Genomic DNA, 15,374 nt, shown 5'->3' with positions numbered 1-15,374 from the left:
ATGAGTATAGAAACAGCTAAAGACATAAACCTAAATAATCTTCCCAACCATTTAGCAATTATAATGGATGGAAATGGTAGATGGGCAAAACAAAAAGGATTCTTAAGAGCTTTTGGACATGAAAAAGGCACTAAATCGGTTAGAACAACTGTTGAATTGTGTGCAAAAATCGGAATAAAAAACCTTACACTTTATGCTTTTTCAACAGAAAACTGGAACAGACCAAAACTAGAAGTTGATACTTTAATGAGGCTTTTAGTTGGATCGCTCAAGAAAGAATTAAACACTTTAGAGAAAAACAACATACGTTTGAACGCAATAGGAAATTTAACAAATCTCCCCGAGAAAGTTCAAAAAGAATTAAACGAAGTTATTCAGAAAACGTCAGCAAACACTAGAATGACGTTAACCTTAGCGCTTAGTTACGGAGCAAGAGAAGAGCTTATTCAAGCTGTTAAAAAAATTTCTGATAAAGTTAAAAATAATATAATTTCCAATGACGCTATTGACCAATCAATTATTAATGAGCATCTTTACACGCATAATCTGCCAGATGTAGATTTAGTGATAAGAACAAGTGGAGAACACAGAATAAGTAATTTCTTACTTTGGCAAATTGCATATGCAGAATTTTATTTTACAGATGTATTATGGCCTGATTTTAGTGAAAAAGATTTATTTGAAGCCATAAGGAATTATCAAAGTAGAGAAAGACGATTTGGAAAAACTAGTGAACAAATTTCATAAAAAAACAATGTTAAAAAAAGGTTTACAATTACTTTTTACCATATTAATTATTGGTAACAGTACAAAGTTAGTTGCTCAGGAAACAAAATTAGAAAACGGAAAAGAATACATCTTAGGAAGTATTAATGTAACGGGTAAGAATAAATATAGCGAACAAACCGTTGTAACATTTTCTGGCCTTGAAAAAGGGCAAAAAATTCAAGTCCCTGGTGAAGACATCAGTTCTGCAATTAAAAAACTTTGGAAACTTGGACTGTTCAGTGATGTTAATTTTTATGTAAATGAGATTAAGGGAGATAGTATTTTCTTAGAATTAAACCTAATGGAATCACCAAAGCTTTCCGATATTAAAATTCTAGGAATTAGAAAAGGAAAAGCAGAAGATTTAATTAAAGATACAGATCTTAAAAAAGGAAAAGTTGTTAATGAAAATTTAATAACAACCACCAAAAATTATATTGAAAACAAATATAAGAAAGATGGGTTCTACAACACAAAAGTAATTATCACTACTACTCCAGACTCTACTGAAACTGAAGTAAAAATGATTGTAAACATAAATAAAGGAAGTAAAGTAAAAATTAAGAGCATTGATTTCTCTGGAAACTCTCAAATAACAGATGCAAAACTTAGAAGAGCACTTAAAAACACAAAACAGAAAAATCCTTTAAGAATATTCAAACTTTCTAAATTTATTAAAGAGAAGTACAATGAAGACTTAGCAAGTCTTATAGACAAGTATAAAGAAACAGGTTTTAGAGATGCCAGAATAGTTTCTGACAGCATTACTTACGATAAAGAAAAAAACTTATTAAATATAAAAATAAACTTAGAAGAAGGTAAAAAATACTATTTCGGAGATATCCGTTTTTTAGGAAACACAATATATACAGACCAACAACTAAGCCGCGTTTTAGGACTTAAAAAAGGAGACGTTTATAATGGTGTTCAATTACAAAAAAGAATTGCAGACAACAGCTCCCCTGATGCAGAGGATATTACAAATTTATATCAAAACAACGGTTATTTATTCTCAAGCATTAATCCTGTAGAAGTAAAAACAGTAAATGATACTATTGATTTTGAAATTAGAATTACAGAAGGTCCAATAGCTTATTTTAACAAAATAACAGTAGTTGGTAATGACAAAACAAATGACCACGTAATTTATAGAGAATTAAAAACAAAACCAGGTCAAAAATACAGCAAAGAAGACTTAATTAGATCTGTTCGTGAAATTGGACAGTTAGGCTTTTTTGACCCAGAAGCAATTAGACCCGATTTTAAAAATGTTGATGCTCAAGCAGGAACAGTTGATATCGAATATAACGTAGTTGAAAAAGGTGCCAGTCAAATAGAACTTCAAGGAGGTTATGGTGGTGGTGGTTTTATTGGAACACTAGGTTTATCTTTCAATAACTTCTCTGCAAGAAACATCTTTAAAAAAGATTCATACAAACCTTTACCAATGGGTGATGGTCAAAAAATGTCATTAAGATTACAAGGAAGTTCATATTTCCAAACTTATAGTTTATCATTTTCTGAGCCATGGTTTGGCGGGAGAAAACCAGTAAGTTTTTCAACATCTTTATCACATAGTAAACAGTTTTTATACAATTACCAAACTAGAGATGTAACTCGTAACCAAAGTTTCAATATTACATCATTATCTGTTGGAATTGCAAAGCAATTAAATGTACCAGATGATTATTTTGTATTATCGCAAAGTGTATCTTTCCAATATTATGATCTAAATAATTATAACACAGGATTATTTACATTTGGAGATGGTTCATCTAGAAACCTTGCTTACACAATTGGTTTAAGCAGAAACAGTAAAGGTATCAACCCTATTTACCCAACTTACGGGTCTGAATTTAGTGTTTCAGGAAGATTTACACTTCCTTATTCATTATTCAACGGTGTAGATTATAAAAACTTAGGAAACTTAGAAGAATACAAATACAAACACACTGGAGCAAGTTATACATATACCGAAAATGGTGTTACTACAATTGTAAACGAAGGAGATTATCTAGAAGCAATTCCTTCTCAAAGTAATCCTAATCCTAAGAAAGCAGGAAGCATAGCAGACGCAGTAGCAGATCCATCTAAAGTGGATCAAAAAAGATTCAACTGGTTAGAATATTACAAAGTAAAAGTAAAAGCAGATTGGTATACTCGAATTTATGACAAATTAGTATTACGTTCTTTAGGTGAATTTGGTTTCATGGGAGCATACAATCAAGATAGAGGTCTTGTACCTTTTGAAAGATTCTACCTAGGAGGTGATGGTTTAGCTAACTTTGCATTAGACGGTAGAGAAACAATACAATTAAGAGGATATCCAAACAACTCATTATCTTCTGTAGATGGTGGAACAATATATAATAAATTTTCATTAGAGTTAAGATACCCAATAACATTAAAGCAAGCAGCTACAATTTACGGCTTAGCATTCCTTGAAGGTGGAGCAGCATTTAATGACTTTAAACAATATAATCCGTTCAACTTACAACGTTCAGCTGGATTCGGACTTAGGGTATTTATGCCTGCCTTTGGATTACTAGGAATTGACTTCGCACATGGTTTTGATGCGATTCCTGGTGAAACTTCTAAAAGTGGTTGGCAAACACATTTTATTATTGGACAACAATTCTAGTACTTTTGACGTTTAGTTTAAAATATACAGATGAAAATTAAACTTAAAAAAACATTTCTTATCTTTCGGGCATGTTTTATGAGTAACATCTGAAAATAGAAACTAAAAATTAAACAAGCAGATGAAAAAATTATTTTTTGTTACATTACTTTTTGTATACTTCAGCAATTTTGCACAAACAGCAAGTGTTCGTATTGGTTATATCGATATGGAATACATTCTTGAAAAAGTACCTGATTATGCTGAGGCAAAAAACCAACTTGATTTAAAAGCATCAAAATGGAAAGAAGATATTGAAGTACGAAAAAATGAAATAACGAAATTAAAAGAAAACTTAGCAACCGAAAAAGTTCTTTTAACAAAAGAATTGATTGAAGAACGCGAAGAAGAGATTTCATTTCAAGAAAAAGAATTATTTGATTATCAAGAAAAACGTTTTGGGGCAAGAGGAGACTTAATTATCCAGAAAACTACTCTAATAAAGCCAATTCAAGATCAAGTTTTTACTGCGATACAAGATATTGCTGAACAAAAAAGATATGATTTTATTTTTGACAAATCTTCTGATTTAACAATACTATTTGCAAGTCAAAGACACGACATTAGCGACCAAGTAGTAAGAGCTATAATGCGCTCTGAAAAGAGACAACAACTTTCTAAAAAAGAACAAAAAATACAAGATGCAAAAGAAGCTATTGAAGACCTACAAGATGAGAATCCTGCTTTAGCTGAAAGACAAAAAGTATTAGATGATAAAAAAGCAGCCAGAGAAAAATTACTAGAAGAACGTAAAGCTGCTAGAGAAAAATTGCTAGAAGACAGAAGAAAAGCAGCAGAAGAAAAGAGACAAAAACTGAAAGATGAAAGAGAAGCTGCAAAAAATGGCACAGTAATTGAAAAGGATAGTACAGGTAACAAAACTGAAGAACCTAATAAACAAGATTCTAATACCCCAACAACTCCAGAAGAAAGAAAAAGAATTATTGAGGAAAGAAGAAAAAAAGTTATAGCTGAAAGGGAAGCTGCCAAGAAAGCAAAACTAGAAGAACAAAAGAGTAAAGAAAAAGAATAAAAAATAACCAAAATTAAATTTAAAATAGACAATGAAACAATTTAAAACTTTAGCTATTGCATTAGTACTTATAATCACTACACAAGTATCTGCACAATCGAAAACGGCTCATATTGATGTGAAAGCATTAATGACTACTATGCCTGAGATGAAAACAGCTCAAGCACAATTACAGACTCTTCAAGAAACTTATGACAAAGAGTACAAAGGAATGGTTCAAGAATACCAAACTAAATTACAAAAATACGAACAAGAAGCTCCAACAGCTGGTGAAGCAGTAAACGAAACTCGCTCTAAAGAAATGCAAACTATGGGGCAACGTATTCAAGAATTTCAACAAAAAGCTAGTAGTCAATTGCAACAAAAAGAATTAGACTTACTAAAACCAATCATGGAAAAAGCACAAGCGGCTATTCAAAAAGTAGCTACTGCTAAAGGTTATGACTATGTTTTAGATGCTACTGAAGGTAGTGGTTTAATCGTTGCTAAAGGTCCAGATTTATTAGCAGATGTTAAGAAACAATTAGGTTTCTAATTTATCTCAAAAAATAGTTTATAATTAACTGCTCAAATGACTTAAAATTTGAGCAGTTTTTTTTTATTTTTGTTCTCTATGACAAAAAACAATCCTATAGGACTTTTTGATTCCGGAATAGGCGGAACATCAATTTGGAAAGAAATACATTTACTACTGCCTAGTGAAGACACTATCTATTTAGCAGATAGTTACAATGCTCCTTATGGATTAAAATCTAAAGAGGAAATTATAGCGCTTTCTTTTAAAAACACAGAATTCCTATTAAACAATAATTGTAAAATTATTGTTGTTGCCTGCAATACTGCTACAACGAACGCAATAAAGGAATTAAGAGCTAAATACAAAGTTCCTTTTATTGGAATTGAACCAGCAATTAAACCTGCTGCAAATTTATCCAAAACAGAGACTATCGGAATTTTAGCTACAAAAGGTACACTTAATAGCGAATTATTTCATGAGAAGCTCTTAAATTACCCTAATATCAAGTTTGTAGAACAAATTGGACATGGCTTAGTTCAATTAATAGAAAGCGGTGATATTAACTCAACTGAAATGAGTGTTCTTTTAGAAAGTTATTTAAAACCAATGATTGTACAGAACATAGATTATTTAGTTCTTGGCTGTAGTCATTATCCTTATCTGGTTCCACAAATTAAAAAAATTCTTCCAGAGCATATTAAAATTATAGATTCTGGTGAAGCTGTAGCTAAACAAACTTTCAACATTTTAAATAAATTTGATTTCTTAAACAGCAACAATCAAATAAGCAATTCGATTTTTTACACAAATACCAACCCTACAGTTTTAAAATCTATTTTAGGTGATAATGAAAATGTTTTTTACAACGATTTTTAGGTTTCCTAACTGATAAGAAGACAAATAACAAGCTAGCCCTGATGGAAGTGATAGCTTTCTAAAAATTCATTTTTAGAAACTTTAACGAACAGCAGGAACTTCGTTTAAAAAAAGACTGAAAAATTCGCTCCTACTCTTCTTTAAACCAGCTAGAATACATTACATAGTTATTCGAAATACGTTCAATTTCTCCTGCAAAATCACTTGCATTTATATCTTTAACTTTTTTCGCTGGAATTCCTGCATAAATTGTCCCAGATTCGACTACTGTATTTTGAGTAACAACAGAACCTGCACCAATTATTGAATTACTTTCTATCACGCAATTATCCATAACAATTGCTCCCATTCCAATAAGTACATTATCCTTTACCTCACATCCATGTACAATTGCATTGTGACCAATCGAAACGTTATTTCCTATAATTGTAGGGTGTTTTTCATAGGTACAATGAATTACTGCTCCATCTTGAATATTTACCTTGTTTCCGATTTTAATAGCGTTTACATCGCCTCTTATTACCGCATTAAACCATACGCTACATTTTTCTCCAAAAACAACATCTCCAACTATTGTCGCGTTTTCTGCAACATAACAATCTTCTGGTATTTGAGGATATTTACCTCTTACTTCTTTTATTATCATAACTTGTATATATAAAAATGTCCCGAATGAATCGGGACACAAATATATTATTTTTTTCTAATTTCTTAGTTCACAGCAGGACAATTACAGCTCCACTCTTTAGCTTTACAGAATATATCCATTCCTAATGTTAATTGATGAAATCCTCCATTGTCGAATTTAATATTCCCTATAATATGTGAATAAGTATAAGCAAACATAAATTGTTTATAATTAATACCCAATATAGGCGTTACATATTGTAATTTTTGTTCGTCTACTTTGTTTCCGTTTAAATATTCTGCTCCATCAAAACTTCTTCTGTATGACAAACCTGCCCAAACTCTACCAAAGTCCATTCCTTTATAAACTTTCAAGTTTAAATCGATTGCTTTCTCTGTAGTTTCTTGAGTGTACTGAAATAAGAACGAAGGCTCCCATAATAATCTATCTTCATCTCCAAAAACAGCTCCTGCACTCCATAAAAATTTTCTTAAGTTATCTGACTCAATACCTTCTGAATATATCTCTCTTCTATTTGCTAAGAAATTTTTAACCGTGAAATGTGTAAAGAAGTCAAGGTAGTGATAAGACATTCCTAAATCTACATTAAAATAGGCATCTTTTTGATAAATCCCTCCAACTATAAATGGATCGAATGCTTGATTTTGAAATTCAGTTTCGTCTAATTGACTTTGAACAAAAGCAGCACTTAAACCAAATGATAATTGATTTAAATCTGATGTCCCTCTTGAAAAACGCAAGTGATGTGCATACGTTAATTTCGCTCCTCTTTGTGAATGATATCCGTTTTTATCATTAAAAACAATTGCTCCTATACCTGATTTTCCATCTTCATCTATTGAAGTATTAAAACTTAATGTTTGTAAAGATGGAGCGTCTTGTTGACCAAACCATTGTTGACGTCCAGTTAATCGTATTTTCCCACAATTGGCAGCTCCGGCCATTGACGGGTGGATTAAATAATAGTTGTCAGATAAATAATCTGAATAAACTGCTATTCCTTCTTGCGAAAATGATAATTGTGTAAGAAACAATACTAAAATTAAATAACTTTTTTTGAAATCCATTGTAGGTTATCGTTTTAATGAAAAATGTGCTTTAAATACTTTCTTTTGTTGGTTTTCTTCATACTCTACTGTGAACCAGTAATCTGCTGAAGGTAATTGTTTACCGTTAAAGGTACCATCCCAACCTTGGCTTTCCGGGCTGATTTGTTTGATCAATTTACCGTATCGGTCAAAGATATAAATTTTTGTGTTAGATTGACCTCTTAATGAAAAAATATTCCAAGTTTCATTATACCCATCTCCATTTGGTGTAAAGAACTTAGGATAATCAACTACTAAAATACTCTTTTCTAGATAAGTACAACCTTTTTCATCTACTACTGTAACAATATGTTCTCCTGCACTTACTCCTGTAAATACATTCGAATCTTGAAGATCTCGATCATCTAATTGATATAAAAGACTTCCATTTCCGTCTATTACTGTTATTGTTATTGTTGCATTATCTGTAAATGCATTTGTTACTGTATAGGTGAAATCTGTAGCGTTATTGATCTCGTTTACTGTTATTGTATTTGATGTATTCGAACACCCTGTAGTTATGTTTTGAACCTCTACATAATAAGATCCAGCTTCTGTAGCATCATAGGTACTTTGTGTTGCTGTTGGAATTGGTGCTCCATTGAAATACCAATTGAAATCATAATTTGCAGTATTTGGTATTCCTGAATCTAAATGATGACTTTGGAATACTAAACCTGTTGATAATTCAACACAAATTGAACCATCTAACAATACAGGTTGCGGTAATGGGTTTACAATTTGAGTATACTGTCTTGGCACTCCTAAACAATCTCCTAATCTTGGTGTAAAGGTATAAACTGCCGTTCCTGCTACCAATCCTGTAGTGGTTAAAACATGATCTATCAAGTGAATATTACTTGTAGAAACACCACTTGTAACTCCTCCTGTTACCGCTACTCCATTCAACTGAACACTCCACTCGTAAACTACATTGTTGTTTCCTGATGCTACCGTAACATTAGGCATCTCTCCACTACAAATTGCGTTTATAGAACCCGAGAATGTTAAATCATCAACCGGTACTGGATTTACTGTAATTGTAATATCAACAACCGTTCCTGCACAAATACCCATTGTTGGAGTTACATGATACACAACCGTTGAAGCCGTTAAATTTGCAGTCGTTAAAGTATCTGTAATCATTGATCCTGAACCATTACTCATTCCAGAAACTGTTCCTCCTGAAACAACTTCTGAAGTCCAACTAAAACTTGCTCCTGGATAATCATCTGAAAACAAACTAATTTGTGTCGTTTCTCCTGAACATATCGAATCATCAATAACAGTATAATCAACCGATGGAATTGGATTAATTCGAACCGTAAAAGTTTGAGTTTGTCCAATACAATCAGCAACACCATAAGTTGTAACTACTAAATCTACTGGTAAAAACTGCCCTGTTTGTAATGTAAGGTTTTGATTTAAGACAATTGGCCCTACTCCATTTCCTGAAATAATTTCATTTATTCCTTGTGCTGAAGCTGTCCAATAAATTGTTGCTCCTGGAACATCTGATGTTATTGTTACATCCATAGCCTCTCCATCGCAAATCGTTGGCGTGTTATTCACAATAGTAACTGTTGGGGCAATAGTAACTGTTATCACTCCATTATCTGTCGCTTGTGGTGCACAACCTCCTGTTGTTGTTATTGTATAAGGATAAACTCCTGGAGCACTTGGCGTTCCGCTTATGCTTGCAACTCCTGTTACTGCATTATAAGAACTTGTTACTCCTGTTGGTAAACCTGTAACAACTACATTCGTTGCTGTTCCTAAAACTTGATAGTTGATCGAACTTAATGAAAAGTTCTCACAAATTGTTTGGTTCTCTGTCGCTACATCAGAAATCAATGTTAATGTCGTTGCTGCTGAAATAACAACTGTTGATGTCATTGTTAATGCACTATTACAACTTGTCGTTGGATTAGTTACCAACGTTAAGTTTATTGTTTGGTTTGTAGTAGCATTAGCCACCATTACCGTTGCTGATCCTGAAGCACTCAACGTAACTGGACTAGCAGGTAAACCTGAAACTCCTGTATAACTAACTTGCGACCCTGGTGTTCCTGTAATAGTAAACACAGCATTTGTAGCAGAACAAATTGGACCATTGTTGGTTATACTTGTAACATTAGGTAATGGATTAACCACTACTGTTGCTGAATTACTTAAGTTTCTTAAACAGCTTCCTATAAAAATATCTATCAAATTAATCGTCTGCGTAGCCATTGCTCCTGCAACTGTTATTATGCCATTTCCAGAAGCATCTAAAACAATCGTCTGAGTTGTTGCAACTCCTGTTATTGCATAACTAACTGTAGCATTTGGCGTTCCAACTATCGTGAAAATAGCATCTTCATTCTCACAAATTGGTCCGTTTCCTATTACACTTGTAACATCTGGAATCGCATTAACTACAATCGTTGCTGTATTGGTTAATGGCGAAATACAATTTGTTGTTGTGTTTTCGATAAATGATAATGTAACAGTCTGATCTGTTGTTGCTGCTGTTACTGTTATTATTCCATTCCCAGAAGCATCTAGAAGAACTGTTTGTGTAGCTACAACTCCTGTAATGGTATAACTCACTGTAGCATCAGGCGTTCCAACTATCGTAAAAATAGCATCTTCGCCTTCGCAAATTGGACTGTTAGTCGTTAAACTTGTTACCGTTGGCAACGGATTTACAGTTATTGTTGCTGTATCTGTTACTACTAATGAACAAGTAGTTGTTGGATTTGTAATTAATGTTAATCCAATCGTCTGATCTACTGTAGCTGCTGTAACTGTTATTGTTCCATTTCCTAAAGCATCTAAAGTGATACTTTGAGCAACCGTATTTAAAGTATAATCTACAACTGCATCTGGCGTTCCAACTATAGTAAAAATAGCATCCGATCCTGCACAAATAGGTCCGTTTCCACTTAAACTTGTTAAAACAGGCAGTGGATTTACCGTAATTGTAGCCGTATTTGTTACTACTGATGAACAAGTAGTTGTTGGGTTTGTAATTAACGATAAAGTAATCGTTTGATCTACTAGCGCTCCAACTATAGTAACAACTCCGTTTCCAGAAGCATCTAAAGTAATACTTTGAGCACCTGTATTATCGGTATAATCAACAACTGCATCAGGTGTTCCAACTAGCGTGAAAATAGCATCTTCGCCTTCGCAAATTGGACTGTTTGTCGTTAAACTTGTTACTGTTGGTAATGGATTTACAGTTATTGTTGCTGTATCTGTTACTACTGAGGAACAAGTAGTTGTTGGATTTGTAATTAATGTTAACGCAACTGTTTGATCAACTGTAGCTACTGTAACTGTTATTGTTCCATTTCCTAAAGCATCTAAAGTGATACTTTGAGCAACCGTATTTAAAGTATAATCTACAACTGCATCGGGCGTTCCAACTATAGTAAAAATAGCATCTTCGCCTGCACAAATTGGACCATTAGTCGTTAAACTTGTTATTGTTGGTAATGGATTTACAATTATTGTTTCTGTATCTGTTAATGAACTAACACAACTTCCTACTGAAATAGATGATAATTCAATCATTTGATTAATCATTGCTCCTACTACTGTAACTGTTCCGTTTCCAGAAGCATCCAAAATAACAGTATCCGTTGTAGTTCCTCCATCTAAAGTATAAGTAACGGTAGCGTTAGCAGTACCATCTAGCGTAAAAATAGCATCTTCGCCCGCACAAATTGGTCCGTTCCCACTTAAACTCGTTAAAACTGGCAACAGAACTACTGTTATAGTTGTTGCATCAGTTACTACTGAAGAACATGTAGTCGTTGGGTTTGTAATTAATGATAAAGTAATTGTTTGGTCTACTAGCGCTCCAACTATAGTAACAACTCCGTTTCCAGAGCCATCTAAAGTAATACTTTTTGCACCAATATTATCAGTATAATCAACAACTGCATCGGGCGTTCCAACTATCGTGAAAACAGCATCTTCGCCTGCACAAATTGGACTATTTGTCGTTAAACTTGTTACTGTTGGCAACGGGTTAACAGTTATTGTTGCTGTATCTGTTACTACTAATGAACAAGTAGTTGTTGGATTGGTAATTAATGTTAACGCAACTGTTTGATCTACTGCAGCTGCTGTAACTATTATTGTTCCATTTCCTAAAGCATCTAAAGTAATACTTTGAGCAACTGTATTTAAAGTATAATCAACAACTGCATCAGGCGTTCCAACTACTGTAAAAATAGCATCTTCGCCTGCACAAATCGGTCCGTTTCCACTTAAACTTGTTAAAACAGGCAATGGATTTACCGTAATTATTGCTGTATTTGTTACTACTGATGAACAAGTAGTTGCTGGGTTTGTAATTAACGATAAAGTAATCGTTTGATCTACTAGCGCTCCAATTATAGTAACAACTCCGTTTCCAGAAGCATCTAAAGTAATACTTTGAGCACCTGTATTATCGGTATAATCAACAACTCCGTCAGGCGTTCCAACTATCGTAAAAATAGCATCTTCACCTGCACAAATTGGACTGTTTGTCGTTAAACTTGTTACTGTTGGCAACGGGTTAACAGTTATTGTTGCTGTATCTGTTACTACTAATGAACAAGTAGTTGTTGGATTGGTAATTAATGTTAACGCAACTGTTTGGTCAACTGTAGCTGCTGTAACTGTTATTGTTCCATTTCCTAAAGCGTCTAAATTGATACTTTGTGCAACCGTATTTAAAGTATAATCTACAACTGCATCGGGCGTTCCAACTATAGTAAAAATAGCATCTTCACCTGCACAAATCGGACTATTAGTCGTTAAACTCGTTATTGCTGGTAATGGATTAACTGTAATCGTTGCTGTATTTGTTAATGGAGTAACACAACTTCCTACGGAAATAGATGATAATTCAATCATTTGATTAATCATTGCACCTACTACTGTAACTGTTCCGTTTCCAGAAGCATCCAAAACAACAGTATCCGTTGTACTTCCGCCATCTAAAGTATAAGTAACCGTAGCGTTAGCAGTACCAACTAGCGTGAAAATAGCATCTGATCCTGCACAAATTGGTCCAGTTCCACTTAAACTCGTTAAAACTGGTGTAGGCGTTACAACTAAATTAAAGGTCGTCGTATTATAAACTGTTGGGTCGGCAATACTTTGCATCCTTACATAAATCACTTGATTTGTACCATTAAAGCCTGTGTACGGTGTAGCTGCATCTGTAGTAGTGACTGTATAATCATCTGCTCCTGCTTGTGTAGTGTAATAAGTAACACTATAATCCGCAGCACTATTAACTCCTAATATAACGGCATCTTGAGAAGTCAAATCAAAAATTTCAAAACCATCATTACTAGGATCGTCACAAACAACCATATCGGATGGTTGATCAGGATTTCCACAAGGCACAGTCACTAAATTAAATTGAGAAAAAGCAGGACAAGGAATTGTAAAATTCTCTACCCTTACATATATAGTCGTTGATGGACTAGAGTCTACAAAAATATTTGAAATTTGTGGAAAACCTGCATTTGCATCTGCAGCAGATGCAAAGAAAAAAACATCGTAACTAGCAGGGTCTAAAGAGCCTAAAATTTCAGGTATATTATCATTAAGATTAAAATTCTCATCACAACTTTCTAAATCAGCAGCAGGACTGTTTACAGAAAAACCAGGAAGATATTCAACTATAATACAATCTGTCTGAATACAGCTCCCTCCTGAAACATTACTTGCTTCAACACAATATGTACCTCCTTGAGTCACTAATAATGTTGGGCCAGTTTCACCCGCAATTACATTTGGTCCCGAACCGTTATCTAGAGTCCAAACAAAATTATAATCCGTTGAACTAAGTCCCGTATCTATAAGTTTTGTATCACCAGGACACAAAGCTAAACCATTAGCAACTGTCATGTCTACAGTTTCAATACCTGTTCCTACAGGATAAGATAAATCGGCTGTACCCACATTAAAACTTCCAGCTTCAATAAACACTACCGAATCAAAAGAAGAATCGGTATAATCTCCAATTGCAAGCTTTATTCTATAATTATTATTTGGCACTACCGTTGCAGATGCAGTCATTGGAACTGTAAAACCTCTCATATTCATCAAACTATTAGCTAACGGCCCAGTAGAACCAATCGGTAACTCATAATAAGTATCAAAAAAAGAAACATTTGCTGATGCACAAACAGCATTATTGGCCGTATCTCTAATATTAACAACTGAAACTGGAGTTGTGGTGCCAGGAATTACAGCTAAATTAGTTGACGTATTTGTAGTTAAATCTGTTAAGATAAATGCAAAAACATCAGCAAAGCTACATTGATATGTTCCATACTCATTAGATGCGAAAACAAAGTTAAAACTAAAATTATCAGTTAAGGGCGTAAAATCAAATTGCACATAAGTTGCATCATTAATTGTTCCTGTTTGTCCACTTGCATTACTGATTGCTAATAGATCCGCATCACCTACACCTGAACAATCGGTTGACAAATCCGTATTAGTATATTGACCTGCTGTAGATGTAACAGTTCCATTCCTCAGAATCATCCCTGCTGGAAAATCAAAATTCGTACCTGAATACTCAAAATATCCAATACCGCAAGCAGGTGAAGATGTAAAATTAGATACTAATGCACAGGGGGAATCTATTAGTACATCCTGAACCAACTCTGGTACAGTATATGTTGTTGTATTAACAGTAATTGATTGAGAAAATCCGAAAACCGCAAACAACATTAAAAATAAATAGTAAAGCTTTTTCATTTTAACGTGTTAGTTATATTTTTGTTAATAATTCACTTGTTTAAAACAAATATAAATAATCAAAAACAATTTGTTCGTATCTTTGCACAAAGCACGTTATAATGTCAGAAATATCGATTAAAAGCACAAATAGTCCTTCGATTTTGAAGTTTGAGTTGGAAAATCACATCACAAAAGGTAAAAATTTCGAATATAAAAACATTGATGAGACTAAAAATTCTCCTCTTGCATCCAAGTTATTTTATCTACCTTTTGTTAAAACTGTATACATCTCTGCTAATTTTATTGCAATTGAAAAATTCTCTATTGTAGAATGGGAAGATGTTCAAAATGAAGTGGCTCAACAAATTAAAAACTTCATTGAAGATGGTGGAGTAATTTTGATTGAAGATGAAAATCCAACAAAAAAGATTCCAATAACAGTTTATGCTGAAACAACTCCTAATCCGTCAGTTCAAAAATTTGTTTGTAATAAGCTACTAACAAATACTTTATTAGAATGTAAGAACATTGACGATACAATTGCATCTCCTCTTGCAAAAGAACTTTTTAAATTTTCATTTGTAAAGGAAATATTTTTTGATGAAAACTATATTTCAATTACCAAATATGAAGTTGCAGACTGGAATGAGATTACTTTAGAGTTACGCACTTTCATTAAAGAGTATATTGAAAATGGAAATGTAGTTATTGATGAATCATTAATTACAAAAACAGTAGTACACACTAAGCAACAAGATGAATATTTTGATAAATTAGACACTACTTCTCAACAAATAATAAACATATTAGAGGAATACATTAAACCAGCAGTTCAAAGTGATGGTGGAAACATTATGTTTGAATCTTTTGATGCCGATTCTAAAAAGGTTAAAGTTATATTACAAGGAGCTTGTAGCGGCTGTCCTTCTTCTACCTTTACTTTAAAAAACGGAATTGAAAACATGTTAAGACAAATGTTAAATGACAATGATTTAATGGTTGAAGCTATTAATGCATAA

9 protein-coding genes are annotated in these 15,374 nt (G+C 33.2%); 6 read left to right on the top strand and 3 right to left on the bottom strand.

The genetic code is table 11. The annotated features are described in order from the left end of the window. The 5 genes from L2Z92_RS09030 to murI all read left to right on the top strand — a co-directional run bounded on the left by L2Z92_RS09030 (nt 1) and on the right by murI (nt 5,874). The gene (locus L2Z92_RS09030; RefSeq protein WP_236458495.1) at nt 1-747 is read left to right on the top strand and encodes an isoprenyl transferase; all 747 of its coding nucleotides are present in this window, start codon (nt 1-3) and stop codon (nt 745-747) included. A 7-nt stretch (nt 748-754) separates the two neighbouring features. Further along, complete coding sequence (gene bamA / locus L2Z92_RS09025) at nt 755-3,409, top strand: outer membrane protein assembly factor BamA (RefSeq protein ID WP_236458494.1); 2,655 nt, start codon at nt 755-757, stop codon at nt 3,407-3,409. 121 nt (nt 3,410-3,530) lie between these two features. Continuing rightward, complete coding sequence (locus tag L2Z92_RS09020) at nt 3,531-4,481, top strand: OmpH family outer membrane protein (protein WP_236458493.1); 951 nt, start codon at nt 3,531-3,533, stop codon at nt 4,479-4,481. A 31-nt stretch (nt 4,482-4,512) separates the two neighbouring features. Then, a complete protein-coding gene (locus L2Z92_RS09015; protein WP_236458492.1) occupies nt 4,513-5,016 on the top strand; it encodes an OmpH family outer membrane protein in 504 nt (167 codons plus the stop codon). Nucleotides 5,017-5,094: 78 nt separating this feature from the next. After that, on the top strand, nt 5,095-5,874 hold the full coding sequence (gene murI / locus L2Z92_RS09010; protein ID WP_236458491.1) for a glutamate racemase: 780 nt from the start codon (nt 5,095-5,097) through the stop codon (nt 5,872-5,874). 130 nt (nt 5,875-6,004) lie between these two features. On the opposite strand, the gene L2Z92_RS09005 is transcribed toward murI, so the two are convergent. The 3 genes from L2Z92_RS09005 to L2Z92_RS08995 all read right to left on the bottom strand — a co-directional run bounded on the left by L2Z92_RS09005 (nt 6,005) and on the right by L2Z92_RS08995 (nt 14,373). Continuing rightward, on the bottom strand, nt 6,005-6,520 hold the full coding sequence (locus tag L2Z92_RS09005) for a gamma carbonic anhydrase family protein (protein ID WP_236458490.1): 516 nt from the start codon (nt 6,518-6,520) through the stop codon (nt 6,005-6,007). A 65-nt stretch (nt 6,521-6,585) separates the two neighbouring features. Beyond that, a complete protein-coding gene (locus L2Z92_RS09000; protein WP_236458489.1) occupies nt 6,586-7,590 on the bottom strand; it encodes a PorP/SprF family type IX secretion system membrane protein in 1,005 nt (334 codons plus the stop codon). Nucleotides 7,591-7,596: 6 nt separating this feature from the next. Beyond that, entirely contained in the window at nt 7,597-14,373 is a 6,777-nt protein-coding gene (locus L2Z92_RS08995) for a choice-of-anchor L domain-containing protein (protein WP_236458488.1), read from the bottom strand. Between the two features lie 101 nt (nt 14,374-14,474). On the opposite strand from L2Z92_RS08995, the gene L2Z92_RS08990 reads away from it, so the two are divergent. Beyond that, on the top strand, nt 14,475-15,374 hold the full coding sequence (locus tag L2Z92_RS08990) for a NifU family protein (RefSeq protein WP_236458487.1): 900 nt from the start codon (nt 14,475-14,477) through the stop codon (nt 15,372-15,374).

It is taken from the genome of Flavobacterium jumunjinense (assembly GCF_021650975.2).
GTDB classification, from domain to species: Bacteria; Bacteroidota; Bacteroidia; order Flavobacteriales; family Flavobacteriaceae; genus Flavobacterium; species Flavobacterium jumunjinense.
The sequence above is the reverse complement of the archived record's forward strand: the minus strand, read 5'-3'. Positions and strand labels throughout refer to the sequence as shown.

What these genes read in the sequence shown, in the direction of transcription:
- L2Z92_RS09030 (WP_236458495.1), top strand. Translation starts at nt 1, where the DNA reads ATGAGTATAGAAACAGCTAAAGACATAAACCTAAATAATCTTCCCAAC.
- bamA (WP_236458494.1), top strand. Translation starts at nt 755, where the DNA reads ATGTTAAAAAAAGGTTTACAATTACTTTTTACCATATTAATTATTGGT.
- L2Z92_RS09020 (WP_236458493.1), top strand. Translation starts at nt 3,531, where the DNA reads ATGAAAAAATTATTTTTTGTTACATTACTTTTTGTATACTTCAGCAAT.
- L2Z92_RS09015 (WP_236458492.1), top strand. Translation starts at nt 4,513, where the DNA reads ATGAAACAATTTAAAACTTTAGCTATTGCATTAGTACTTATAATCACT.
- murI (WP_236458491.1), top strand. Translation starts at nt 5,095, where the DNA reads ATGACAAAAAACAATCCTATAGGACTTTTTGATTCCGGAATAGGCGGA.
- L2Z92_RS09005 (WP_236458490.1), bottom strand. Translation starts at nt 6,520, where the DNA reads ATGATAATAAAAGAAGTAAGAGGTAAATATCCTCAAATACCAGAAGAT.
- L2Z92_RS09000 (WP_236458489.1), bottom strand. Translation starts at nt 7,590, where the DNA reads ATGGATTTCAAAAAAAGTTATTTAATTTTAGTATTGTTTCTTACACAA.
- L2Z92_RS08995 (WP_236458488.1), bottom strand. Translation starts at nt 14,373, where the DNA reads ATGAAAAAGCTTTACTATTTATTTTTAATGTTGTTTGCGGTTTTCGGA.
- L2Z92_RS08990 (WP_236458487.1), top strand. Translation starts at nt 14,475, where the DNA reads ATGTCAGAAATATCGATTAAAAGCACAAATAGTCCTTCGATTTTGAAG.